Here is a 25,474-nt window from a genome sequence, read left to right on the forward strand (position 1 = left end):
CTCAGCGACCGGAGGTGATGCTCAGCCCTTTAAGCAGGCTCAGCGCCTGGGCCAACTGGTAATCATCGTCCTGTGGCATTGCCTTGGCTTTGCCGCCGGAACGGGTCGGTTTGTCGGCGCCGCCGTTGCCATTGCCCAGGTGACCCTGCAGGTCGGCTTCCTTGAAGTATTCGCCGTCCTGCTCGTTGGTGATCTTGGCCTTGCGCACTTCGATGTCCGGGACGATGCCCTGGGCCTGGATCGAGCGGCCGTTCGGCGTGTAGTACAGCGCCGTGGTGATCTTCAGTGCGCGGTCGTTGTTCAGCGGCAGCACGGTTTGTACCGAGCCTTTGCCAAAACTGGTGGTGCCCATGACCACTGCGCGTTTCTGATCCTGCAAGGCACCGGCAACAATTTCCGAGGCCGAGGCGCTGCCGCCGTTGATCAGCGCAACCATTGGCACGGCTTCGCTTTCGTCTTTGCCGGTGGCAGAGAAGCGCAACTCGGAGTTGGCGATGCGGCCCTTGGTGTAAACGATCAGGCCCTTGGTGATGAAGTGGTCGACCACTTCCACCGCCGATTGCAGCACGCCGCCCGGGTTGTTGCGCAGGTCGAGAATGATGCCGTTGAGCTTCTTGCCGTTGTCCTTGCGCAGCTTGGCCAGTGCCTTGGAAACTTCTTCGCCGGTCTTGACCTGGAACTGGGTGATGCGGATGTAGCCGTAGCCCGACTCAAGCAGCTGCGCCTTCACGCTCTTCACTTGAATGATCGCGCGGGACAGGGTCACGTCGAACGGTGTACCGCCGTCGCGCACCAGGGTCAGGGTGATCTTCTGGCCGATCTTGCCGCGCATCTTGTCCACGGCTTCGGTCATGCTCTGGCCGCGGGTCGGCTGGCCGTTGATCTTGACGATGAAATCGCCCGCCTGAATGCCAGCCTTGGAGGCCGGGGTGTCATCGATGGGCGAAACCACTTTGATGAAACCGTCTTCGGCGCCGACTTCGATGCCCAGGCCGCCGAATTCGCCGCTGGTGCTTTCCTGCAACTCAGCGAAGTCTTCCGGGCCCAGGTAGGCGGAGTGCGGATCGAGGTTGCTGAGCATGCCTTTGATGGCATTTTCCAGCAGGGTCTTGTCGTCCACCGGCTCGACATAGGCTGCCTTGATCCGATCCATGACCTCGGCAAAGGTGCGCAACTCTTCCAGAGGCAACGGCGCCTTGGTGGTCGCGGCAGTACCCGCAGGCGCGACAGCCGGGGCCGGCTGAGCAGCGAACGCCAGAGGCGCGCCGATCACCAGGGCGATCGTCAGGGCCAGCGAGGTAAGGCGGGACAAATGCAGCATGTCGAACGAACTCCTAATGTAGGTGACTCAACGCCTATCCTTGCGCGCGGCACCATTGCGCCGGATCACTCGGGTGACCCTGCTGACGAATAGCGAAATACAACGCTGGAGTGTCCTGCCCGCCACTGCTACCGACAGTGGAGATGGACTCACCGGCTTTTACCACGTCACCCGCAGACTTGAGCAGCGTCTGGTTGTGACCATAAAGACTCAAAAAACCGTTGCCGTGGTCGAGAATCACCAGCAGCCCGGCGCCACGCAGCCAGTCGGCAAACACCACGCGACCGCCATGCACGGCGTGCACCTGGCTGCCGGCGGAGGCGCTGATCATCACGCCGTCCCACTTGGTACGGGCATCATCGCCACGGGATTCACCGAAGCGTGCCAGCAGTCGACCATCGACGGGCCATGGAAGTTTGCCGCGAGTTGAAGCAAAAGCGCCGCCGAAGGTCTCGCCTGAACTTGAAACCAGTGCGCCGGGTGTCGATTTAACAGGTTTGCGTGGGGCATCAGTCGTGGCATCCGCCAGTTCCTGAGCCTCACGTAAACGCTTTTTTTCGGCTTCCTGCTGGGCGATGAGCGCTTTTTGGCGCGCTTCTTCAGCCTCTCGAGCCTGGCGGGCCAGGGTTTCTTCGATGGTTTTAAGGACTTTAGACAGGTCTGCCTGATCCTGCTCGCGGGCGGCCAGCTTCTGATCGCGAGCCTTCACGTCGTCGCTCAGCTTGGCCAGGACTTGCTGGCGCTCCTTGCGAACCTTGTCGAGCTCGTCGCGCTGGCTGTCGAGGCTGCTTTTCTGCACCAGCAACTGCGCCTGCTGCAAGCCGATGTCTTTTTCGACATTGGCCAGTTGGCGCAGGGTTTCGTTGAAATTCTTCAGCTGCTCCAGGCGGGCCTGGCTCAGGTAGTCGTAATAGGTGAGGGTGCGGGCGAATTTTTCCGGATTCTGCTGGTTCAGCAGGAGCTTCAAGTACTCCTGCCGGCCGTTCTGATAGGCCGCACGGGCCTGAATGGCGATCAGTCGTTGCTGTTCAGTGCGCGCGCTCTGGAGTTTTTTTTTCTCTCCATCGAGTCGCTGCAGCTCGGATTCGCTTTTCTTCAGCTCTTTTTGCAGGGTATCGACCTGCTTCTCGAGCTTGCCCATCTCGGTCTCGGTGCCTTTGAGGTCTTTCTGCACACCGGATTTTTCTTCCTGCAGCTTGCCCAGCAGTTTTTTCAGCTCGGCAATGTCCTGACGCGTGGCGTCCAACTGTTGTTGGGTTTGCGCGCGCTCGTCAGCGAAGGCCGGTTGGAGCAGGCAAGTCAGAGCAAGGGCTATCAGGACGCGAAGCATAGAGGCGGGCGACACCAGGGAAAGGGACGGCCTAGTATGCCCGCCAAGCGCCGCAAAAAAAACGCCCAATTGGGGTTGTGTGATAACCGGGCTGGCAAGTGAGTGTAATTAATCTTTAAAACCACCCAAAACCACTGTGGGAGCGGGCTTGCCCGCGATGGCGTCCTGACATTCAACATATTAGTTGGCAGTCAGATTGCTATCGCGGGCAAGCCCGCTCCCACAGGGTTATGGGGTGTTTAGAGAGACCGATTACACCAGAATCGAAGTACCGGTCATTTCAGACGGTTTTTCCATCCCCAGCAGCATCAACATGGTCGGCGCCACATCCGCCAGTACGCCTCCATCGCGCACCTTGAAGTCACGCTTGCCGACATAAATGAACGGCACCGGCTCGGTCGTGTGAGCCGTGTGCGCCTGGCCAGTGGACTCATCGGACATTTGCTCGACGTTACCGTGGTCGGCCGTGATCAGCGCTTCGCCACCCACCTTGTCCAGCGCATCGACGATACGGCCAACACACAGGTCCAGGCATTCAACGGCTTTCACTGCTGCATCAAACACGCCGCTGTGGCCGACCATGTCGCCGTTGGCGTAGTTGACCACGATCACGTCGTAACGCTGGTTTTCGATGGCGTCGACGATGCGGTCGGTGACTTCCGGGGCACTCATCTCGGGCTGCAGGTCATAGGTGGCGACTTTCGGCGACGGGATCAGGATGCGCTCTTCGCCCGGGAACGGTTCTTCACGACCGCCGGAGAAGAAGAAGGTCACGTGGGCGTACTTCTCGGTTTCGGCGATGCGCAGTTGCGTCTTGCCGTTTTTCGCCAGGTAATCGCCCAGCACGTTTTCCAGGCTGCCGGCGGCGAAGGCCGAAGGCGCGGGAATGCTGGCGGCGTATTGGGTCAGCATCACGAAACCGGCCAGTTTCGGCTGGCGTGCGCGTTCGAATTCCTTGAAACCGTCCTCGACGAACACGCGGGTCAGTTCGCGGGCGCGGTCGGCGCGGAAGTTCATGAAGACCACGGCGTCGCCGTCTTCGACTTTCACCGGCTCGCCGATGGAGGTGGCTTTGACGAATTCGTCGCTCTCGCCACGTTCGTAAGCGGCTTGCAGGCCTTCCTGTGCGGTGGCGGCGTTGAATTCACCGTTGCCGTCGACAATCAGGTTGTAGGCCTGGGACACGCGGTCCCAACGGTTGTCGCGGTCCATGGCGAAGTAACGGCCGACAATGCTGGCGATCCGGCCTTTGCCGAGGGCCTGGAAGGTCGCGTCGAGCAGTTCGATGGACGACTGGGCGCTTTTCGGTGGCGTGTCGCGGCCATCAAGGAAGGCGTGCAGGTAGATTTTTTCGGCGCCGCGCTTGAAGGCCAGTTCGGCCATGGCGACCAGGTGATCCTGGTGGCTGTGGACGCCGCCATCGGACAGCAGGCCCATAAAGTGCACGGCTTTGCCGGCAGCAACGGCTTTATCCACAGCGGCGCAGATGGTCGGGTTCTCGAAAAACTCGCCGTCGCGGATCGATTTGGTCACGCGTGTGAAGTCTTGATACACCACACGACCGGCGCCAAGGTTCATGTGGCCGACTTCGGAGTTGCCCATCTGGCCGTCCGGCAGGCCGACGTCCATGCCGCTGCCCGAGATCAGGCCGTTCGGCACGGTGGCCCACAAGCGGTCCAGTACGGGCTTCTTCGCCGCAAACACGGCGTTGGATTCAGGGCTCTCACTGTGACCGAAGCCGTCGAGAATAATCAGGACCAAAGGTTTAGGCGTGGTAGTCATGGATTCCACTCGTGGCTGAGTTAAAAGAGGGCGATGGAAAAGGGAGTGGCAGTTTAAAGCTAAGTTCCGACCGCGTCACCGCCGGACGGGGTTTGGCCCACCATAGTGGCTGTGTATACTGGCCGACATTTTAACGCCCTGGAACCTCCTTCGATGGTTGCTCACCTGATTGAATTTGCCACTAACCACTATCTGCTCGTCGGTATCTTCGTCGTACTGCTGGCGTTACTGATCGCTTATCAGATGCAAGGCGGCGGCCGCAGCCTGAGCACCGGTGAACTGACCGGGCTGGTCAACAAGGACGCGGGCGTTGTGATCGACATTCGTTCGGTCAAGGATTTCGCCGCCGGTCACATTGTTGGCGCGTTGAATATTCCTCACGACAAACTGGCTGCTCGCATTGCCGAACTGGAAAAGCACAAGGCCAAGACCATCATTCTGGTCGACGCCATGGGCCAGACCGCCGGCACCCATGCCCGCGAACTGATGAAATCCGGCTTCACCGCCGCCAAGCTGTCCGGCGGTATTTCCAGCTGGAAAGGCGACAACCTGCCGCTGGTGAAGTGATATGAGCAACGTCGTCGTCTATTCCAGCGATTACTGCCCTTACTGTTCGCGAGCCAAGTACCTGCTCGAGAACAAAGGCGTGGCCTTCGAAGAGATCAAGGTCGATGGCAAGCCGCAGGTGCGTGCCGCCATGGCCCAGAAAGCCGGACGTACGTCCGTTCCGCAGATCTGGATCGGCGAGCGCCACGTTGGTGGCTGTGATGATTTGTTTGCCCTTGAGCGCGCCGGCAAGCTCGACGCCATGCTCAAGGCCTGAACGCCTTCCCTATAAGACCCCAAGATCAGAAAGGATCTGAGATGACTGACCAACAGAACACTGCAGCTAGCGAAGAAGATACCGCACCGCAATTCTCCTTGCAGCGCATCTACGTACGTGACTTGTCGTTCGAAGCCCCGAAAAGCCCGGCGATCTTCCGCCAGCAGTGGGAACCGAGCGTCGGTCTGGATCTGAACACTCGTCAAAAGGCGCTGGAAGGCGACTTCCACGAAGTCGTCCTGACCTTGTCCGTAACCGTGAAAAACGGTGACGAAGTGGCGTTCATCGCTGAAGTGCAACAGGCCGGGATCTTCCTGATCAAGAACCTGGACGACGCTTCGATGAGCCACACCCTCGGCGCGTTCTGCCCGAACATCCTGTTCCCGTACGCTCGCGAAACCCTGGACAGCCTGGTGACCCGCGGCTCGTTCCCGGCCCTGATGCTGGCTCCGGTGAACTTCGACGCGCTGTACGCACAAGAACTGCAACGCATGCAGGCGGCTGGCGAAACTCCGACCGTTCAGTAAGTGTTCGATGCAGTAACGAAAAAGCGCCGTAACAGGCGCTTTTTTCTTGGCTGATCGTTCCCACGCTCTGCGTGGGAATGCCTCTAGGGACGCTCCGCGTCCAGTGACGCGGAGCGTCACGGGCTGCATTCCCACGCAGAGTGTGGGAACGATCAGTGGAGGGATTACTTGAACCCGAGCTGGCGCCAGCCTTCGTACACGGCAACCGCCACGGTGTTCGACAGGTTCAGGCTGCGACAGCCCTCACGCATCGGCAAGCGCAGGCGTTGTTCGCCGGGCAGTGCATCGAGCACTTCGGCGGGCAAGCCACGGCTTTCCGGGCCGAACAGGAACGCGTCGCCCTCGGCAAAACTGGCATCGTGGAAAGGGCGCGAGCCTTTGGTGGTAAAGGCGAACAGCCGTGGATGACCGAGACTCTCCAGGCAACTGGCGAGGTCCGCGTGGCGTTGCAGGGTGGCATACTCGTGATAGTCGAGGCCGGCCCGGCGCAGGCGCTTGTCGTCCATCTCGAAGCCCAGCGGTTCGATCAAATGCAGGTGGCAGCCACTGTTGGCGCACAGCCTGATAACGTTGCCGGTATTCGGCGGAATTTCTGGTTGAAAAAGGATGACGTGAAACATGCACGGCTCCGAAGATAAAGATGATCGGCATTCTACGCCGCCCGCCGACCCGCGTTCGAAACTATTACCGCGTGTAATGGGTTCGCTGGCGATTGTCGGACTGATGGTGGGCTTGATGATTGGCCGCCTGACCACGCCCGACCCCAGCGAATTGCAGCAGGTCGAGGTGACGGACGATGGGCTGGTGGTGTGGTTCAACAACGAACCCAAGACCCATGGCGAGTTCGTCGACGGCAGCCTCGCGCTGCTGTTCGAAGCGCAAGGCAAGGCGCAGAAAGGCCAGCTCAAACTCAACGACAAGGTCGTGAACTGGCGGACGCGCTTGAGTGATGGAGGGTTGTTGCTGACGTTAGTGGCGGCCCGGCCACTGCAGGGCGAGTGGACCGGTAGCGAGGTCGATGACCGCTGGCGGCTGGAGATCCATCTCCGAGAGCAATAAAAGAGGGAATCCCCGGCCTGCCTGTACCAAGGTTCCCAAAACGGCAGGGCTCGCGCATTGCGTCGAGCCCGGTGTAAAGAAGGAACCCCTGACCTGCCTGTATCAAGGGCCCCAAAACTGTGGGCTCGTCGCCTGTGCGGTGTGAGCCCGATGGAAAGAGGGGAATCCCCGGCCTGCCTGTACCAAGGTCCCCGAAACCGGGTAGTGAACTGAATCACTGAATGGACTATTGCAGGGGGCGTGCCAGGTTTTAACAAGTTGAAACAGAAAGCTGCTTTAGAATGCCGAAAGCCCCGTATTACGGGGCTTTCGTGTTTTTTCGATAGGGATTCGATTGTGAACTTTGGAGGGATGTCGGATCAGATGCCGTGCGCGATTGCGGTTCACGGTGCATTGCGGCGGTGCATGGCGGGGCGATGATCGTTCCTACGCTCTGCGTGGGAATGCCTCAATGGACGCTCTGCGTCCGCTTCGGCAGGGACGCGGAGCGTCCCGGGCTGCATTCCCACGCAGAGCGTGGGAACGATCGGCTTAAGGGTTAACCCTCATCCGACTCATCATCATCCCCACCATCAACCTTCATCCCCAATTCCTTGATCTTGCGCGTCAGGGTGTTACGCCCCCAGCCCAGCAAAACCGCAGCATCGCGACGCCGTCCGGCGGTGTGTTTCAGCGCGGTTTCGATCATGATCCGCTCGAAAGCCGGCACGGCGCTGTCGAGCAGGCTCGATTGGCCGCGAGCCAACGCCTGATCAGCCCACTGACGCAACGCTTGCTCCCAGTTGGTCACTGGTGCCGAATCCTGCGGCAGGCTCAGCAGCTCTGGCGGCAGGTCGCTGATGTGCACTTCGCGTCCCGAAGCCATCACCGTGATCCAGCGGCAGGTGTTCTCCAGCTGACGCACGTTGCCGCCCCACGGCAGGTTCTTCAGGTATTCCTCGGTTTCGCTTTTCAGCAGCTTCGGTTCCACCGCGAGTTCTTGCGCGGCGCGGCTGAGGAAATGCTTGGCCAGGGTCGGGATGTCTTCGCGACGGTCCGACAGCCGTGGAATGTGGATGCGGATCACGTTGAGGCGATGGAACAAGTCCTCACGGAATTTCCCGGCGTGCACCAGGGTTTCCAGGTTCTGGTGTGTCGCGGCGATGATGCGCACATCAACTTTCACCGGCGTATGACCGCCGACGCGGTAGAACTCGCCGTCGGCCAGTACACGCAGCAAACGAGTCTGGGTGTCCGCCGGCATGTCGCCGATTTCATCGAGGAACAGCGTGCCGCCGTCCGCCTGCTCAAAGCGCCCGCGACGCAGGTTGGCTGCGCCGGTGAATGCGCCTTTCTCATGGCCGAACAGCTCGGATTCCATCAGGTCTTTCGGAATCGCGGCCATGTTCAGCGCGATGAACGGCGACGCCGCCCGAGGACTGTGACGGTGCAGGGCGTGGGCCACCAGTTCTTTGCCGGTACCGGATTCGCCATTGATCAACACGGTGATGTTGGAATGGCTCAAGCGCCCGATGGCGCGAAACACTTCCTGCATCGCCGGCGCTTCGCCGATGATTTCCGGGGTGCGGGTCAGGGCGGCCGGGACTTCCAGGCCTTGCTGTTCCTGAGCGTGCTGGTTCGCACGTTTGACCAGCGACACCGCTTCGTCGACGTCGAATGGTTTTGGCAGGTACTCGAATGCGCCGCCCTGATACGACGCGACAGCGCTGTCCAGATCGGAGTGCGCAGTCATGATGATCACTGGCAGCCGTGGGTGTTGCTCGCGAATCCGCGCCAGAAGGTCCAGGCCACTGGCACCCGGCATGCGGATGTCAGAGATGATCACGTCCGGCTGCTGGCGCGCCAGGCGGCTCATCACGCCATCGGCGCTGTCGAAGCTTTGCGTGGTCATGCCTTCCTGCTGCAAGGCTTTTTCCAGGACCCAACGGATAGAACGGTCGTCATCGACGATCCACACGGTTTCACTACGGCTCATGTCGATGTGGCTCCTTGTTCCAGTGGCAGAAAGATCGAGAAGGTGGTGTGGCCTGGGTGGCTGTCACACTCGATCAAACCCTGGTGCTGGCTGATGATGTTCTGGGTAATGGCCAGGCCCAGCCCGGTACCGTCCGGGCGGCCGCTGACCATGGGAAAGAAGATGGTTTCTTGCAGGTCCGCAGGAATGCCGGGACCGTTGTCGATGATTTCGATCTTGGTCACCAGGCGATGACGCACGTGGCCGATGGTGAACTGACGCATGGCGCGGGTGCGCAGGCTGATGCGGCCCAGGCGCAGCTCGTTCTGGCTGCTGATGGCTTGCATCGCGTTACGCACGATGTTCAGCACGGCCTGAATCATTTGTTCGCGGTCGATCAACACGTCGGGAATGCTTGGGTCGTAGTCGCGCACCAAAGTGATGCAACCCTGACTTTCCGCTTCCACCAGATGACAGACGCGTTCCAGTACTTCATGAACGTTGCACATCGCCAGCGACGGCAATTTGTTGGAGCCGAGCATGCGGTCCACGAGGTTTCGCAGACGGTCGGCCTCTTCAATGATCACGTTGGTGTAGTCGCGCAGGCTTTCTTCCGGCAGTTCGCGGGCGAGCAACTGGGCTGCGCCGCGAATCCCGCCCAGCGGATTCTTGATCTCATGAGCTAGGCCGCGCACCAGCATTTTGCTGGTTTCCTGCTTCGACAGCTGCGCCTCTTCCTTGGTGATCCGCAGTAAGCGGTCACGGGGGTGGACTTCCAGCAGCAGCATGGTGGCGCCGTTGGCCAGGATCGGTGTTACCGCGTAGTCGACGGTCAGCGTCTGGCCGGTGAGGGCAGTGAGCATCGCTTCGCGCTTGGTGAACGGGTGCGCCTGCTCGACTGCCTGGCGCAGGGAATTCAGCGCTTCGGTGGATTCGGTGAACAACTCGCTGATGAACTGCCCATGGCTGCGCTGCCCGCTGATGGCCAGGAGCATTTCCGCCGCCGGGTTCATGTACTCGAGGCGCAGTTCGGCGTCGAGCAGAATGGTAGCGGTGGTCAGATTGTCGAGAAGCAGACGATGCAGTGCGTCACTGATGGTCATTAGGACCTCTTTTGGAGCAGGGCATGCGCGTGGATAACGCGCCGATACGAGGAAAATGCAAAAACCAAACCAAGGCTCCGAAAAGAAGCGTTTAAGGCCTGAAACGGGCGTTTGACGCTCGTTTGCGTGGCGTTCTGCCAGCTTTCGCGGGTACTTTCGAACCAAAATGGGTTGAGATGTGGGAACGGTGCAACCTATTGCACCAATATAGTGCGCAAACCTGAGAGAGGTTAGAAGAAACGCAGGAACGGATTTTTTTCTTCTTCGGGTTTGTCTTTGAGCGGACATTCCGGCCGTTGGCCGTAATCGGTGAGGGTGCAGGGTTTGACCTTGCGTTTCTGCGCGAGGGAAATGCGCAGCATCTGGAAGGGTTGATTGGCCGTGCGTTCGACGGTGCGGCCTTGTTCGTCGAGGATTTCCACGGAGAGGTTGTGGCTGCCGCGGTCAATGTTGCTCAGGGCAAATACCGGGCTGAGGCCGGGCTCGGCAGTGGGTTGTCCATCGAGCAACAATCGGTAGCGATGGCCTCGTTGCAGGCCGGGTTCGTTGGTAACGCTGACGATCAATTCTCCGGCGTTGCTACGGACCGTAGCGTCCGGCTCCGGGACCAGCACACGGAGCATGTCGTAATGGAACAGCGGCCGTTCTTCATTCTTCTGCTCGGCAATTACGGGGCGCGCGCCCGTCGGGTTGGCGGACATGCGATTGCTCGTCGCCAGCGGTACGCGCTTGGCATTGCCCGGGCCTGGCTGGTCGGTGTAGACACGATTACCGTGAGCGTCGACGTAGGTAAAGACCTCGGCCGTTACCGGCAGTGCGATCAGGCAGGCGATCAGCAGCCACAACCTCATGGTTTATGCACCCGTTGCACGGTGAAGGTCACCGTCGGGCTCTGTTGAACGATGTGCTCGCCATCAATCACCTGCACCGCCAGGCTGTGTTCGCCACGGTCAATATTCACCAGTTGCAGGATCGGCACGTTGCTCGATTGCCCATAGGGCTGAGCATCCAGCAGTAACCTGAACAGGTGCGGCGCTTGAAGGCGCGGCTTGATCATGACGCTGACCGTGAACGTGCCGTTGTTGGCGCGCAGGGCCTCATCGGTAGGTAAACCGGTCAACTCCAGCACCTCGTAGGCGCTGCGCGGTTGTTCGCTGTTGCTGGCCTCGGCAGCAGGTGCAGGAGGTGCCTGGCGCTCAACGCTGTTGAGCGGTGGCAACTCGACCGGCTGAGACTTGACGCCGTCGGGCGGTTGATTGCTGTAGGCGGTGTTGCCGGAGGCGTCGGTGTACTTATAGATCTGCGCTACGGCGGGCAGAGCGATCAGCAGCAACATCAAAAGAAAACCACGACCCATAAAATCGACCAGAAACGAAAGCGTTGGGTTGCAGCATAGGTCAGGGGTGGCGGTTGTCCCAAGTTGTAAACATTTGGGCATGATTTACAGAGATCTCCCAAGCACCACAAAACCCTGTGGGAGCGGGCTTGCCCGCGATATCGGTGTATCAGCCAACATTACTGTTGGATGTGCCGACGCCATCGCGGGCAAGCCCGCTCCCACAGGGTTTTTCAGTGATCGCTTAATCGTGGGCATAAAAAAGACCTCCCGAAGGAGGCCTCTTTTTGTCACGCCGCTTGCGCAGGCGCTACCGGATCAGCAGCTGTAGTACAGCTCATATTCCAGTGGGTGTACGAAGGTGCGTACCTTGATTTCTTCTTCGCTTTTCAGAGCGATGTAAGCGTCGATGAAATCATCGGAGAACACGCCGCCTTTGGTCAGGAACGCGCGACCTTTGTCCAGCTCTTCCAGGGCTTCTTTCAGGCTGCCGCAAACTTGTGGGATCTCTTTCGCCTCTTCAGGCGGCAGGTCGTACAGGTTTTTGTCAGCTGCGTCGCCAGGGTGGATCTTGTTCTGGATACCGTCCAGGCCGGCCATTACCAGGGCAGCGAAGGCCAGGTACGGGTTGGCTGCCGGATCCGGGAAGCGCGCTTCGATACGGCGAGCGCGAGGGCTGGACACGTAAGGAATACGGATCGAAGCGGAACGGTTGCGAGCCGAGTAGGCCAGCATTACCGGAGCTTCGAAACCTGGGACCAGACGCTTGTAGGAGTTGGTCGACGGGTTGGTGAAGCCGTTCAGGGCCTTACCGTGCTTGATGATGCCGCCGATGAAGTACAGAGCGGTGTCGGACAGGCCGGCATAACCTTCGCCAGCGAAGGTGTTCTTGCCATCTTTGGCGATGGACAAGTGAACGTGCATACCCGAACCGTTATCGCCGTACAGAGGCTTAGGCATGAAGGTCGCGGTGCGGCCGTAAGCGACAGCAACGTTGTGCACGCAGTACTTCAGGGTCTGAACTTCGTCAGCCTTGGCGACCAGGGTGTTGAACTTCACACCGATTTCGTTCTGACCGGCAGTTGCCACTTCGTGGTGGTGAACTTCGATGACCAGACCCATCTCTTCCATGGCGTTGCACATGGAGGTACGGATTTCGTGGTCGTGGTCGAACGGTGGAACCGGGAAGTAACCGCCTTTGATACCTGGACGGTGGCCATGGTTGCCGCCTTCGATGTCCTGGTCGGACATCCAGGAACCTTGTTCGGAGAAGATTTTGAACATCGAACCGGAGATGTCGGACTTGAACTTCACTTGGTCGAAGATGAAGAACTCAGGCTCCGGGCCAACGAATACGGTGTCGCCGATACCGGTCGATTTCAGGTATTCCTCGGCACGCTTGGCGATCGCACGTGGGTCGCGATCGTAGCCTTGCATGGTCGACGGCTCGATGACGTCGCACACAATGATCAGCGTTGGGTCTTCGGTGAACGGGTCGAGAACGGCAGTGCTGTCGTCCGGCAGCAGGATCATGTCGGAAGCTTCGATGCCTTTCCAGCCAGCGATGGAGGAACCGTCGAACATTTTGCCTTCTTCGAAGAAAGCTTCATCCAGCGCGTCGCGAGCCGGCATGGTCACGTGGTGCTGAGTGCCTTTGGTGTCCGTGAAGCGCAGATCAATCCACTTGACGTCATGATCTTTGATGAGTTGAACCGACTTCGACATAGTGTCCTCCGGGTGGCTTCGGGCTTAGTAGTGGATGCCCTTAGAATGTGGGTGATGCCGGCGCGAATACTCTGCCAAGGCAACCTGCCTCACAAGGGAGCAAATTGCATGCCAGTGCCCCACCATGGGTTTTTTGCCCCAATAACACGCTTATAAAGGCACAAAGCGTCTGAAAGCTGAAAATCTCGCCCTACAATGTAGCGTCAAAAACAACAAATGACCTGTTTTGGTGCGCGCAAAACCTTCTGCACATTAACTGGTTAAACCTTGAGCAATTTCCGCTATAATCCGCGCCCCCCTTTTTCGGCTGGCCCAGCGCGCGCTGTTTTCATGAAACTAATCGTAAAAGTCTTCCCCGAGATCACCATCAAGAGCCGCCCGGTACGGATGCGTTTCATCCGCCAGTTGGCCAAAAACATCCGTACCGTGCTCCGCGACCTGGACCCGGCTGTGGTGGTGAACGGTGTGTGGGACAATCTCGAGCTGGAAACACGCGTCAGCGAGCCCAAAGCCCTGAAGGAGATGACCGAGCGCCTGAGCTGCATGCCGGGCATCGCGCATTTCCTGCAAGTCGACGAATACCCGCTGGGCGACTTCGACGATATCGTCGCCAAGTGCAAGCAGCACTTCGGTGATGCGTTGGCCGGGAAGATCTTTTCGGTGCGCTGCAAACGTGCCGGCAAGCATGAATTCAGTTCGATGGACGTCGAGAAATACGTCGGCAGCCAACTGCGTCGTCAGTGCGGCGCCGCCGGAATCTCGCTTAAAGAGCCGGAAATCGAAGTCCGCATCGAAATTCGCGACAAACGGTTGTTCGTGATCCATAGCCAGCACAACAGCATCGGTGGATATCCGCTGGGTGCCCTGGAACAGACGCTTGTGCTGATGTCTGGCGGTTTCGATTCGACCGTTGCGTCTTACCAGATCATGCGCCGTGGTCTGATGAGCCATTTCTGCTTCTTCAATCTAGGCGGACGGGCCCATGAACTGGGCGTCATGGAAGTCGCGCACTTCATCTGGAAGAAGTACGGCAGCTCCCAACGCGTGTTATTTGTAAGTGTGCCATTCGAAGAAGTACTGGGAGAAATTCTCGGGAAAGTCGATAACAGTCATATGGGTGTAGTTTTGAAGCGTATGATGTTGCGCGCTGCTTCCCGTATTGCCGATCGGCTGGACATCGATGCGCTGGTTACCGGCGAGGCGATTTCCCAGGTGTCGAGCCAGACACTGCCGAACCTGTCCGTGATCGACTGCGTGACCGACAAGCTGGTCTTGCGTCCGCTGATCGCCAGTCACAAGCAGGACATCATCGACCTGGCCAACGAAATCGGCACTGCCGACTTCGCCAAGCACATGCCGGAATACTGCGGGGTCATCTCGGTGAACCCCAAGACCCACGCCAAGCGTCCGCGCGTGGAGTACGAAGAACAACAGTTCGACATGGCAGTCCTTGAGCGTGCGCTCGAGAACGCCAAACTGGTGCCGATCGATCGCGTGATCGACGAATTGGGCCAGGATGTGCAGATTGAAGAAGTCAGCGAAGCGCTGGCCGGTCAGATCGTCATCGACATCCGTCACCCGGACGCCGCTGAAGACGACCCGCTGGACTTGGCTGGCATCGACATACAAACGATGCCGTTTTATGCATTGAACGCTCGTTTCAAGGAACTGGACCCTACTCGCCAGTACCTGCTGTATTGCGACAAAGGCGTGATGAGTCGCCTGCATGCCCACCATTTGCTCAGTGAGGGGCATGCCAATGTGCGCGTTTATCGACCGAGCTAAGAGCCCGGGGCTGTTTGCCTGTGGCCTGCGTCACCGGCCCCCCGACTCTGCCGTCAAGCTGTAACGGCAAGGCCTGACTCTACTGTTAATCGCTGCCACGACCTGTCAGCACACCGAATCCTCTGATCGAGATACACAAGTGATCGAAAATCTACGCAACATCGCCATCATTGCTCACGTTGACCATGGTAAGACCACCCTGGTAGACAAACTCTTGCGTCAATCCGGCACCCTGGAGCGCAACGAGCTCAACGACGAGCGCGTGATGGACTCCAACGACCAGGAGAAAGAGCGCGGTATTACCATTCTGGCGAAAAACACCGCCATCAACTGGAACGGCTACCACATCAACATCGTGGACACCCCGGGCCACGCCGACTTCGGCGGCGAAGTTGAACGCGTAATGTCGATGGTTGACTCCGTTCTGCTGCTGGTTGACGCTCAAGACGGCCCTATGCCGCAAACCCGTTTCGTGACCAAGAAGGCTTTCGAAGCCGGCCTGCGTCCAATCGTGGTCATCAACAAGGTTGACCGTCCAGGCGCGCGTCCGGACTGGGTTCTGGACCAGATCTTCGACCTGTTCGACAACCTCGGTGCTACCGAAGAACAGCTGGACTTCAAAGTCGTCTACGCCTCGGCCCTGAACGGCATTGCCGGTCTGGAACACACCGCCATGGCTGAAGACATGACCCCGCTGTACCAGTCGATCGTCGACAACGTACCTGCGCCGAAAGTTGACCGTGACGGTCCGTTCCAGATGCAAATCTCGGCACTGGACTACAACAGCTTCCTGGGCATCATCGGCGTTGGCCGTATCGCTCGTGGTCGCGTCAAGCCGAACACCCAGGTTGTGGCGATCGATGCCGACGGCAAGCGCCGTAACGGCCGTATCCTGAAGCTGATGGGTCACCACGGTCTGCACCGCGTTGACGTTGAAGAAGCAGCTGCCGGCGACATCGTCTGCATCAGCGGCTTCGATTCGCTGTTCATCTCCGACACTCTGTGCGACCCACTGAACGTCGAAGCGATGAAGCCGCTGACCGTTGACGAACCAACTGTTTCCATGACCTTCCAGGTTAACGACTCGCCGTTCTGCGGTCGTGAAGGCAAGTTCGTCACCAGCCGTAACATCAAAGAGCGTCTGGACAAAGAACTGCTCTACAACGTTGCCCTGCGCGTTGAAGAAGGCGACACCGCCGACAAGTTCAAAGTCTCCGGCCGTGGTGAGCTGCACCTCTCGGTACTGATCGAAACCATGCGTCGCGAAGGCTTCGAAATGGGTGTTGGTCGTCCGGAAGTGATCATCCGTATGGTTGACGGCGTGAAGCACGAACCGTACGAAAACGTGACCATCGACCTGCCGGAAGAATCGCAAGGTTCGATCATGGAACAGATCGGTATCCGTAAAGGCGACCTGACCAACATGGTTCCGGATGGCAAGGGCCGTGTGCGCCTTGAGTACAACATCCCGGCTCGTGGCTTGATCGGTTTCCGTAACGAGTTCCTGACCCTGACCTCCGGTGCAGGCATCCTGACCTCGATCTTCGACCGTTACGACGTGATGAAGTCCGGCGACATGTCCGGCCGTCAGAACGGCGTGCTGGTGTCGGTTGCTACCGGTAAGGCTCTGACTTACTCGCTGGAAACCCTGCAAGCTCGCGGCAAACTGTTCCTGGGTCACGGTGAAGACGTGTACGAAGGTCAAATCGTCGGCATCAACAGCCGCGACAACGACCTGGGCGTCAACCCAACCAAAGGCAAGAAGCTCGACAACATGCGTGCTTCGGGTAAAGACGAAACCATCGCTCTGGTTCCGCCTATCCGTTTCACCCTGGAACAAGCTCTGGAATTCGTTCAAGAAGACGAATTGTGCGAAGTCACTCCTAAGTCCATCCGTCTTCGCAAGAAGATCCTGGGCGAAAGCGAGCGTACCCGCGCTGCCAAGAAAAGCGGTAACTGAGTCTCGACTTAGTTAGCAGCTAAAAAAACGCCCCCGACCGCAAGGTCGGGGGCGTTTTTGTTTGTCTGGAGTTTGTGCGGTGTTTGTTGATCGTTCCCACGCTCTGCGTGGGAATGCCTCAATGGACGCTCTGCGTCCGCTTTGGGACGCGGAGCGTCCCGGGCTGCATTCCCACGCGGAGCGTGGGAACGATCATGTAGGGGGCTTTAGAATTTTTCGAGGGTGCGGCGGCTTTCGCTGGTTTCGCGCGCCACTTCTTTCGGCTTGTAAGCGCAATACCCCGGCCGTGGCCCGATTTTCGGGTGATTGCGGCAGGTGTCCGGGCGCTTTTCATAAATAGTGCACAGACGGCTCTTACGATCCAGGTACAGGCAATCGTTGTTGCTCATGCGCTGGAGGGTGAAGATCTCGGTCTTCTGGTTGTAACGCTCGACGATCCCTTCCTTCTGCAAGCGCTTGGCAATGTTCTTTGCGGGCTCGCCGCGCTCGAACTCGTCGACGATGCCGATGCGGATCAGATCCTTGATCTTGGTCTCGACCGGCAGCGTGCAGCAGCTGGATACACACGAGCCGCACATCGGCGCAGAATATTTGGCCCAGGTATCGAGGCGATCGATCTCTGCGGCAGCGATCAGGTTGGACTTCATCATCGGTTGTTACCAGCGTGTGCATCAGGGCGCGCGATCATACCGGGACTGGTGGATTTTTGAACAACCTTTCGCCAGTTTTTTTCTGTACCGCCCAATAACACCGTTAATCCGGCACGGCCCCTGCATTCATTCAGGTACATGACAATGTAATGCCGGCCTATCTCGCACTATCAGGAAAAACTGCCGAACCAGAGCCCCGACCGCCTGTCAGACCGTCTAGGCTCAGACAACTCAACGCTCGCTCGAGGTCCTATCGATGACTCAAGAACCACTTGTTCGCGAAGCAGAGGTGGCCGCATTTCGCGATGCCGTCTTGACCAAACTCACCTACGCGGTGGGCAAAGACCCGGATCACGCCTTCGACCACGACTGGTTCGAAGCCATCGCCCTGGCAGCGCGCGATCACATGGTCGAGCACTGGATGGATCACACTCGGCAGATCTACCGCAAAGGTCAGAAACGGGTTTATTACCTCTCCCTGGAATTTCTCATCGGCCGGCTGCTCTACGACAGCCTGAGCAACCTCGGCCTGCTCGACGTCGCCCGCGAAGCCATGACCGAACTCGGCGTCGATATTGAGCGCATCCGCCTGCTGGAGCCCGACGCGGCTCTGGGCAACGGCGGCCTCGGTCGTCTGGCGGCGTGCTTCATGGAAAGCATGTCGACCCTCGGCATCGCTGGCCACGGCTATGGCATTCGTTATGAACACGGCTTGTTCCGTCAGGCCATCGTCGACGGCTGGCAGCAGGAACAGACCGAACACTGGCTGGATTTCGGCAATCCGTGGGAATTTGAACGGCCTGAAGTTGTTTACCCGATCGGCTTCGGCGGCAGTGTCGAAACCGTGACCGATGAAAACGGCAAGTCCAAGCAAGTCTGGTCTCCGGCGGAAACCGTGCGGGCCATTGCTTACGACACGCCGGTGGTCGGCTGGCGCGGGGCGAGCGTCAATACGCTGCGCCTGTGGCGTGCCCGTGCCATGGAAGATTTGCACCTGGAACGCTTCAACGCCGGTGACCACTTGGGCGCCGTGGCAGAAGTTGCCCGGGCGGAAAGTATCTCCCGCGTGCTTTACCCGGCGGACAGCACCGAAGCTGGCCAGGAACTCCGTCTGCGCCAGGAATACTTCTTTGTCGCCGCGTCCTTGCAGGATTTGCTGCGCCGCCATCGCAACATGCACACCTCGGTCCTGACCCTGGGCGACCACGCGGCGATCCAGCTCAACGACACGCACCCTTCGATTGCCGTGGCCGAGCTGATGCGGCAATTGGTCGACGTCTACGACGTGGCGTGGGACGCCGCGTGGCAGGTCACGGTCGATACGCTTTCGTACACCAACCACACGCTGTTGCCGGAAGCGCTGGAAACCTGGCCGGTCGGTTTGATGGAGCGGATGCTGCCTCGGCACATGCAGATCATTTACCAGATCAACGCCCAGCACATCGACTCGTTGCGCGCCAAAGGCATTCACGACTTCGACGTGCTGCGCGCGGTGTCGCTGATCGAAGAAGACAACGGCCGCCGCGTGCGCATGGGCAACCTGGCGTTCCTCGGTTCCCACAGCGTCAACGGCGTGTCCGGGCTGCACACGCAACTGATGCGCAAAACCGTGTTCTCCGAACTGCACAAGCTCTACCCGGAGCGGATCAACAACAAGACCAACGGCATCACCTTCCGCCGCTGGCTCTACCAGGCCAACCCTGAACTGACGTCGATGATTGTCGATGCCCTCGGCCCGGATCTGTTGGACAACGCAGAAGAACGCCTGCTGGAACTGGAGCCCTTCGCCGAAAAAAGCGCGTTCCGCAAAGCCTTCGCCGAGCAACGTCTGCACAGCAAAAAAGCCTTGGCGTATCTGATTCATGAACGACTGGGGATCGCGGTCAACCCGGCGGCGATGTTCGACGTGCAGGTCAAACGGATCCACGAATACAAACGACAGTTGCTCAACCTGATGCACACCGTGGCGCTGTACCAGGCGATTCGTGCCGAGCCGGAAATCGATTGGGTGCCGCGGGTGAAGATCTTCGCCGGCAAGGCCGCAGCCAGTTATCACCAGGCCAAGTTGATCATCAAGTTGACCAACGACATCGCCCGGGTGGTGAACAACGACCCGACGGTGCGCGGTTTGCTCAAAGTGGTGTTCCTGCCCAACTACAACGTCAGCCTGGCGGAGAGCATTATTCCGGCGGCGGATTTGTCCGAGCAGATTTCCACCGCAGGCTTCGAGGCTTCGGGCACCAGCAATATGAAATTCGGCCTCAACGGCGCGCTGACCATCGGTACGCTGGACGGGGCCAACGTCGAAATGTGCGAACGCATCGGCGCCGAGCACATGTTCATCTTTGGTCTCAGCGCCCAGCAGGTTGAAGCGCGCAAGCAGAACCATGAGTTCAATGCGACGCCGGACATTGCCGCATCCCATAGGCTTAACGACGTGCTGCAAGCGATTCGCGGCGGGGTGTTCTCACCGGACGATCCGTCCCGTTACGCAGGCTTGATCGACTCGCTGATCGACTACGACCGCTTCCTGGTTTGCGCCGATTTCGATTCCTACTGGGACGCGCAGATGCGCGTGGAAGCCCATTGGCACGATTCTCAAGCCTGGTGGCGCTCGGCGGTGTTGAGCACTTCCCGGATGGGCTGGTTCTCGTCCGACCGGACCATTCGCGAGTACGCCACGGAGATTTGGAAGGCGCTGGAGTAACTTTTAGCAATAATTGCGAGCAAGGCCCGACGGGTGTTGGGCCTGGCCGATATACTAAGCCCAAGTTTCAGTGAGCGCTGCGCGCTCAATCGCGGGCAAGCCACGCTCCCACAGGTCATATGTCGTTCTTGCGGCACATGCAAATCCTGTGGGAGCGTGCGGTGCGGCGATCCGACTTGCCCGCGATGACGTCAGCGCAGACGCCACATGGCAATGGGCCGCTTAGGGATATCGACCATGCAATGGATGTTCATGCTGATTGGGCTGGTGCTGGGCTGGATACTCGATGAGTCGTTCAGCGATGCGCTGTTGGGCGCATTGCTCGGGCTGGGTATCGGCCAGGCCATACGCCTCGGCCGCTTGGGTACAGAATCGGCCGAGCAGCGTCGTCTGCTGGACCAGGCGCAGGTTGCGCTGAATGGGGTGCAACAACGCCTGGCATTGCTGGAGGCATCTGGCGTCACAGCGCCGCAGACCAGCGAACCGATCGCCAGCGAAATCGCCCCGTCTCCTGAATTCACACTCGATGAAATTCCTCTCGAAACCCCGGAGATGATCTGGGAGCTTCCACCCGAACTCGAACCGATGACCGCAACGGCGCCGCAAACCAGCCGTCCGCTGCCCGACGATGCCTGGAAACCCGAGCCGGTCGCCCGCGAACCGCAACAACCCGCGATCCCTCGCGGCCCGAATTTAATCGACCGGGCCATCAGTGGCGCGCGCAACTGGCTGTTCGGTGGCAACACCGTGCTGCGGGTCGGCGTGGTGCTGTTGTTCCTCGGTCTGGCGTTCCTGCTGCGTTACGCCACCGAAGGCATGGTGGTGCCGATTGAACTGCGATATGCCGGAGTTGCGGCGGCTGCGTTGGGCTTGCTCGGGCTGGGTTGGTGGCTCAGAACACGCAACAGCAATTACGCGCTGATGCTGCAAGGCACCGGGATTGCCGTGTTGTACCTGACGGTGTTTGCCGCGATGCGCCTGCACCCGCTGCTCGATCCGACAGCCGCGCTGGGCCTGCTGGTCGCAGTGACAGTGTTCTCGGCGATTCTTGCCATCACTCAGGATGCGTTGGGCCTGGCTGCGGCCGCGGCACTCGGCGGCTTTGCGGCGCCGATCCTGACGTCCACCGGTGCCGGCAACCACGTCGCGCTGTTCAGTTACTTCGCTCTGCTCAATGCCGGCATCCTCGCCATCGCCTGGTTCAAGGCTTGGCGACTGCTGAACCTGATCGGTTTCGTCGGCACCTTCGGTATCGGTTTCGCCTGGGGCGTGCGCTCCTACACGCCGGAATTGCTGTGGAGCACCGAGCCGTTCCTGATTCTGTTCTTCCTGATGTACCTGGCCATCGGCCTGCTGTTCGCCCGGCGCAAATTGCTGGAAATGAGCGACGCCCCCGAGGACGACAGCCGCGAGGCGCTGCTGCGCTGGTCGGCGCGCAAGGGTGATTACGCCGACGGCACGATGCTGTTCGGCCCGCCGCTGGTGGGTTTCGGTTTGCAGTTCGCACTGGTTCAGCATTTGGAATTCGCCGCGGCGTTCAGTGCGTTGGCGTTGGGCATGATCTACATGGGGCTGGCCCGGTTGCTGATGGGCGGCCGTGCATTGCTGCTCGCGGAAACCTGCCTGGCGCTGGGTGTGATCTTCGCCAGCCTCGCGATTCCCCTGGGGCTCGACGCTCGCTGGACGGCCGCTGCCTGGGCGGTGGAGGGCGCGGGGATTTTCTGGCTCGGCCTGCGTCAGCAACGACCGCTGGCTCGCGCGTTTGCCTTGCTGCTGCAACTGGGCTCGGCCCTGGCGTTTGTCAGCGAATTGCGGATCGGCGACAGCAGCTTGCTCGACGGCGCTCCACTGGGCGCATTGATGCTCGGCGTAGCGTTGTTGTTCAGCTTCTATCAATTACGCAAAGCCTCGCCCGAACAAACATCGGAATGGGAACGCAAAGGGCTGCCGGTATTGGCTTGCCTCGGCCTGACCTTCCTCTATCTGCTGGCGCCGTTGTTCTTCCTGACCCACGGCACCGCGATCAGTTGGGCGCTGGCGGGGTTGGCGACGTTGTTTGTCGGCTTGCGTCTGCAATCGCGCACGTTCCTGTTCACCGCGTTTGCCGTGCAATTGCTCGGCGGTGCGTTGTTCCTGCTGCGGTTGCAAGGTTCCAGCGGTGAGTCGGCTGCGGTGTTCAGCGCTGGTTGGAGCGGTTTGCTCAGCGCGTCCCTGATCGGCCTGGCGTTGATCGCCGGCATGTTGCTCGCTGCTCGCGATGAGATGGTGCGCAACGACGTTCGACTGTTGCGCGGCTTGTCGGTGGTGTTGTTGGCCGGTCTGGTGCTGATCAATCTGGCGGTGCTGTTCGTGTTGCCATGGCAAACCGCGAGTGCGGTGTGGGCGGCCAGTGGCTTGTTCATCATTTGGCTCAGTCTGTACCTCAAGCAGCGCGTGAGTTTTGTCTTCGGCCTGCTGTTGCAGGTGATTGGCGGCGCGGCGTTCCTGTTCGCCGGGCCGGACCTGCTCGGGCCGCTGGCCAGCGAAGGTTTGAAGCCTCTGGCTCACAGCGGCTTCTGGACACCGCTGGTGTTGGGCCTGGCCGCGATGGTCGGGGCATGGCGCTTGCAGCTTGGTAATCATGCCTCGGCGTTTGATGTGCTGAGTTTGCAGCGTTTGTCCGAAGTGTTACTGGTGTGGGGCGCGGGTTGGTGGGCGCTGGCGTGGATCAGCGAAGTGTTGCGCTTTGCACCGCTGAATCTGCAAGCGACGTTGCTGCTGGCTGTTGCCGCTGTGAGCGTGGCGCTGTGGATGGTATTGGCGCTGCGTTTGAAATGGTCGGCGCTGGGCTTGCTCTGCACCTTGCTGATTCCTGCTGCCGGTCTGGTACTGCTTGCCGCGTGGCACTCGCGTTATCACCCGGCGGCGAACTTCGGCTGGCTGGTGTGGGCCGCGGTGTTCGTCGTGCACTTCATCTCCCTGCGACGCTTGGCGCCGATGTTGCCGGCGCGCGCCTTGAGCACCGCCCATGTGCTCGGCTGCTGGCTGTTGATCGGCGTGCTGGCGCTGGAATTGCGTTACGGATTGCTGCTGTTGTCCGAGCAGTACAACGCCTGGCGCTGGCTGGGTTGGGCGATTCTGCCGAGTGTTTATCTGGTGTTGATGGCGGCGCCGCGCAACTGGCCTTGGCCTGTTTCGGCGTATCCCCGCGAATATCGCTTCTACACGGCGGCACCGTTGGCAGTGCTGATGCTCGGCTGGTTCTGGCTGGCGAACATCGTCAGCGACGGCACGGCGGAACCGCTGCCCTATGTGCCGCTGATCAACCCGTTGGAGTTGGGGCTGTTGTTTGCGCTGTTCGGCGTTTACGTCTGGTCCCGCAGCGCCGTCACTCAACTGTCGATTCGCAAGGACTATGTGGATCACGCCACGCAACTGATCGCCGGGGTCTCGCTGTTCGCCTTCTTCACCGCGTTGGTGATGCGCACCGCGCACCACTGGGGCGGTGTGCCGTTCGAGGTGGATGCGTTGCTTGAGTCGATGCTGGTGCAGGCTGGCCTGTCCATCGTTTGGACCTTGATGGCGCTGAGTCTGATGATCGGCGGCCATCTGCGTCATCGCCGCGAAGTCTGGCTGATCGGCGCCGCGCTGATCGGCGTGGTGGTGGCCAAACTGTTCTTTGTCGAATTGAGTAACCGCGGCGGCCTTGCGCGGATCGTGTCGTTTATCGGCGTCGGCGTGTTGCTGCTGGTGGTGGGGTATTTCGCGCCGCTGCCGCCCAAGCGTACCGAGGCTGCGCCGGATGCTGAAAGGCCGGCCCCTGAAACCGAAGGAGTGTCGTCTTGAGTCAGAAGCTGAACCTGGGCTGGTTGGGCGCTGTTGCGTTGGGTGTGGCGCTGTCCGCCAGTGCTCAGGAAAAACCGGCGGACTTCGCCACTCAGGTGCCGTTGTCGGTGAGCGGCGAGGGGCCCTGGTATCGTCTCGAATTGCCTTTGAGCGTGCAACTGAATGCGCGGCAAACGGACCTCAGCGATGTCCGGGTCTTCAACGCTGCCGGCGAGGCCCAGGCCTACGCGTTGGCTCGCGAAGCGGCGTCAACCCGCGAAAACCGCACGTTGACCGACGTGAAATGGTTCCCGCTGTACACCTCGGCGGACGCCACGGAGCGCGTGCCGGGCATCCGCGTGCAATCGAATGCGAACGGCACGTTGGTCGAAGTGCAGCCGTCCAGTCAGCTGGAGGCGGGTGAAGAAGTGCTGCGCGGCTGGTTGCTCGACGCCAGCGGCATCAAGGCGCCGTTGCAGCAGTTGATCCTCGACTGGACCAGCGAGCGCGATGGTTTTCAGCGTTTCACCATCGAGGCCAGCGACGATTTGCAGCATTGGCAGTCGTGGGGCGAAGGGCAGGTGGCGCGGCTGACGTTTGCCGATGAACGGGTCGAACAGCATGAAGTTGGCTTGCCGGGGCAGTCGGCGCGTTATCTGCGCTTGCTGTGGAATTCACCGCAATCGGCGCCGGCGCTGACGTCCGCGCAGCTGCAAAGCGCCAGCACTCACAGCCTGCCGCTGCCGTTGGTCTGGTCGCAACCGCTGGCGGGCAACAGCGTGAAGGCGGGTGAGTACACGTGGCAGTTGCCGATGGGGCTGAATGTCGAACGGGTCCAGGTCGAGCTGAGTCAGCCCAACAGCCTGGCGCCGGTGACGTTGTCCGGTCGTCGCGAAAGCAGTCTGCCGTGGCAGCCGCTGACCAGTGGTTTGCTCTACCGCCTGACCCAGAGTGGCCAGGACGTGGTGCAGAACGAATTGCAGCTGTCGGGGCAAACCGTGCAGCAGTTGAAGCTTGTGGTGGATGAGCGCGGCGGTGGCTTGGGCGCAGAGGCGCCGACGGTGAAGTTTGCCGTGCGCTCGACGCAATTGGTGTTCCTGGCGCGCGGGGCGGGGCCTTATACGCTGGCGCTGGGGAGTGCGACGGTGAAGGCGGCAAACCTTTCGTTGTCGACGCTGATTCCGGATTACAGCGCGGCGAAGTGGGCGGCGTTGGGCAAGGCTTCGGTGGAAGGTGCGGCGGTGGTGAGCAGCCCATCCACGGGGACAACGGCAGCGACGACGGACACGAACTGGAAGAAGTTCGGGTTGTGGGCAGTGTTGTTGCTGAGCGTTTTGTTCCTGGCTGCGATGGCGTTCAGTTTGCTGCGCAAGCCTCCCGTCAAACCCTGAATCTGTGGCGAGGGAGCTTGCTCCCGTTCGGCTGCGAAGCAGTCGTAGATTCTGGGGCTGCATTCTCTCGGACAAATGGCGGCGAATGCTTCAGGGGGCCGCTTCGCACCCCAACGGGAGCAAGCTCCCTCGCCACAATTGAGTTCATTTACAGCTACGCTCAACCCGGCGCATGAACTCTATTGGGCGTATCACGTCTGATAGGAGGAAATGCGCC

19 protein-coding genes are annotated in these 25,474 nt (G+C 59.9%); 9 read left to right on the forward strand and 10 right to left on the reverse strand.

Annotation, left to right across the window (positions count from 1 at the left end):
* Position 1: 1 nt before the first annotated feature.
* The 3 genes from ACYZT8_RS01330 to gpmI form a co-directional block, all read right to left on the reverse strand.
* A complete protein-coding gene (locus ACYZT8_RS01330) occupies positions 2 to 1,321 on the reverse strand; it encodes a S41 family peptidase (RefSeq protein ID WP_461978612.1) in 1,320 nt (439 codons plus the stop codon).
* A gap of 34 nt (positions 1,322 to 1,355) precedes the next feature.
* Positions 1,356 to 2,651, reverse strand: a complete 1,296-nt coding sequence (locus ACYZT8_RS01335; protein WP_461978614.1) for a murein hydrolase activator EnvC family protein — start codon at positions 2,649 to 2,651, stop codon at positions 1,356 to 1,358.
* A gap of 252 nt (positions 2,652 to 2,903) precedes the next feature.
* Complete coding sequence (gpmI, locus tag ACYZT8_RS01340; protein WP_461978616.1) at positions 2,904 to 4,433, reverse strand: 2,3-bisphosphoglycerate-independent phosphoglycerate mutase; 1,530 nt, start codon at positions 4,431 to 4,433, stop codon at positions 2,904 to 2,906.
* A 153-nt stretch (positions 4,434 to 4,586) separates the two neighbouring features.
* Between gpmI and ACYZT8_RS01345 the strand changes: the two genes are divergently transcribed.
* The 3 genes from ACYZT8_RS01345 to secB are packed head-to-tail and all read left to right on the forward strand — an operon-like array spanning position 4,587 to position 5,783.
* Entirely contained in the window at positions 4,587 to 5,000 is a 414-nt protein-coding gene (locus ACYZT8_RS01345) for a rhodanese-like domain-containing protein (protein WP_461978618.1), read from the forward strand.
* Between the two features lies 1 nt (position 5,001).
* Positions 5,002 to 5,256: a glutaredoxin 3 gene (grxC, locus tag ACYZT8_RS01350; protein WP_008024917.1), complete on the forward strand. Its 255-nt coding sequence runs from the start codon at positions 5,002 to 5,004 to the stop codon at positions 5,254 to 5,256.
* A 41-nt stretch (positions 5,257 to 5,297) separates the two neighbouring features.
* On the forward strand, positions 5,298 to 5,783 hold the full coding sequence (gene secB / locus ACYZT8_RS01355; protein ID WP_131061261.1) for a protein-export chaperone SecB: 486 nt from the start codon (positions 5,298 to 5,300) through the stop codon (positions 5,781 to 5,783).
* Between the two features lie 164 nt (positions 5,784 to 5,947).
* On the opposite strand, the gene ACYZT8_RS01360 is transcribed toward secB, so the two are convergent.
* The gene (locus tag ACYZT8_RS01360) at positions 5,948 to 6,403 is read right to left on the reverse strand and encodes a tRNA (cytidine(34)-2'-O)-methyltransferase (RefSeq protein ID WP_007949025.1); all 456 of its coding nucleotides are present in this window, start codon (positions 6,401 to 6,403) and stop codon (positions 5,948 to 5,950) included.
* Between ACYZT8_RS01360 and ACYZT8_RS01365 the strand changes: the two genes are divergently transcribed.
* Positions 6,402 to 6,842, forward strand: a complete 441-nt coding sequence (locus ACYZT8_RS01365; protein WP_461978621.1) for a hypothetical protein — start codon at positions 6,402 to 6,404, stop codon at positions 6,840 to 6,842. The genes ACYZT8_RS01360 and ACYZT8_RS01365 overlap by 2 nt on opposite strands.
* Positions 6,843 to 7,380: 538 nt before the next feature.
* Here the strand turns inward: ACYZT8_RS01365 and ntrC are convergent.
* The 5 genes from ntrC to glnA form a co-directional block, all read right to left on the reverse strand.
* Entirely contained in the window at positions 7,381 to 8,817 is a 1,437-nt protein-coding gene (gene ntrC, locus ACYZT8_RS01370; protein ID WP_461978623.1) for a nitrogen regulation protein NR(I), read from the reverse strand.
* On the reverse strand, positions 8,814 to 9,899 hold the full coding sequence (glnL, locus tag ACYZT8_RS01375; protein WP_010464561.1) for a nitrogen regulation protein NR(II): 1,086 nt from the start codon (positions 9,897 to 9,899) through the stop codon (positions 8,814 to 8,816). Before glnL ends, ntrC begins: the two co-directional genes overlap by 4 nt.
* A 230-nt stretch (positions 9,900 to 10,129) precedes the next feature.
* Positions 10,130 to 10,750: a DUF4124 domain-containing protein gene (locus ACYZT8_RS01380; protein ID WP_461978625.1), complete on the reverse strand. Its 621-nt coding sequence runs from the start codon at positions 10,748 to 10,750 to the stop codon at positions 10,130 to 10,132.
* Positions 10,747 to 11,256, reverse strand: a complete 510-nt coding sequence (locus ACYZT8_RS01385) for a DUF4124 domain-containing protein (RefSeq protein WP_461978627.1) — start codon at positions 11,254 to 11,256, stop codon at positions 10,747 to 10,749. The genes ACYZT8_RS01380 and ACYZT8_RS01385 overlap by 4 nt, the downstream gene beginning before the upstream one ends.
* A 297-nt stretch (positions 11,257 to 11,553) precedes the next feature.
* Complete coding sequence (gene glnA, locus ACYZT8_RS01390) at positions 11,554 to 12,960, reverse strand: glutamate--ammonia ligase (RefSeq protein ID WP_131061256.1); 1,407 nt, start codon at positions 12,958 to 12,960, stop codon at positions 11,554 to 11,556.
* Between the two features lie 330 nt (positions 12,961 to 13,290).
* Between glnA and thiI the strand changes: the two genes are divergently transcribed.
* Both thiI and typA read left to right on the forward strand, forming a co-directional pair.
* Entirely contained in the window at positions 13,291 to 14,745 is a 1,455-nt protein-coding gene (gene thiI, locus ACYZT8_RS01395; RefSeq protein WP_461978629.1) for a tRNA uracil 4-sulfurtransferase ThiI, read from the forward strand.
* Between the two features lie 139 nt (positions 14,746 to 14,884).
* Positions 14,885 to 16,705 (forward strand): translational GTPase TypA, encoded by a 1,821-nt coding sequence (gene typA, locus ACYZT8_RS01400; protein WP_461956745.1) that lies wholly within the window; start codon positions 14,885 to 14,887, stop codon positions 16,703 to 16,705.
* Positions 16,706 to 16,911: 206 nt separating this feature from the next.
* Here typA and ACYZT8_RS01405 read toward each other — a convergent pair whose 3' ends face one another.
* Positions 16,912 to 17,352, reverse strand: a complete 441-nt coding sequence (locus tag ACYZT8_RS01405) for a YkgJ family cysteine cluster protein (RefSeq protein WP_461959419.1) — start codon at positions 17,350 to 17,352, stop codon at positions 16,912 to 16,914.
* Positions 17,353 to 17,611: 259 nt separating this feature from the next.
* Here ACYZT8_RS01405 and ACYZT8_RS01410 point away from each other — a divergent pair, with 259 nt between their 5' ends.
* From ACYZT8_RS01410 to ACYZT8_RS01420, 3 genes are all read left to right on the forward strand, one after another.
* Positions 17,612 to 20,062 (forward strand): glycogen/starch/alpha-glucan phosphorylase, encoded by a 2,451-nt coding sequence (locus ACYZT8_RS01410; RefSeq protein WP_461978631.1) that lies wholly within the window; start codon positions 17,612 to 17,614, stop codon positions 20,060 to 20,062.
* A 237-nt stretch (positions 20,063 to 20,299) separates the two neighbouring features.
* Complete coding sequence (locus ACYZT8_RS01415; RefSeq protein ID WP_461978633.1) at positions 20,300 to 23,887, forward strand: DUF2339 domain-containing protein; 3,588 nt, start codon at positions 20,300 to 20,302, stop codon at positions 23,885 to 23,887.
* A complete protein-coding gene (locus ACYZT8_RS01420; protein WP_461978635.1) occupies positions 23,884 to 25,257 on the forward strand; it encodes a DUF3999 domain-containing protein in 1,374 nt (457 codons plus the stop codon). The genes ACYZT8_RS01415 and ACYZT8_RS01420 overlap by 4 nt, the downstream gene beginning before the upstream one ends.
* The last annotated feature ends 217 nt before the right edge of the window (positions 25,258 to 25,474 follow it).

This window comes from Pseudomonas sp. LB3P93, from assembly GCF_054898025.1.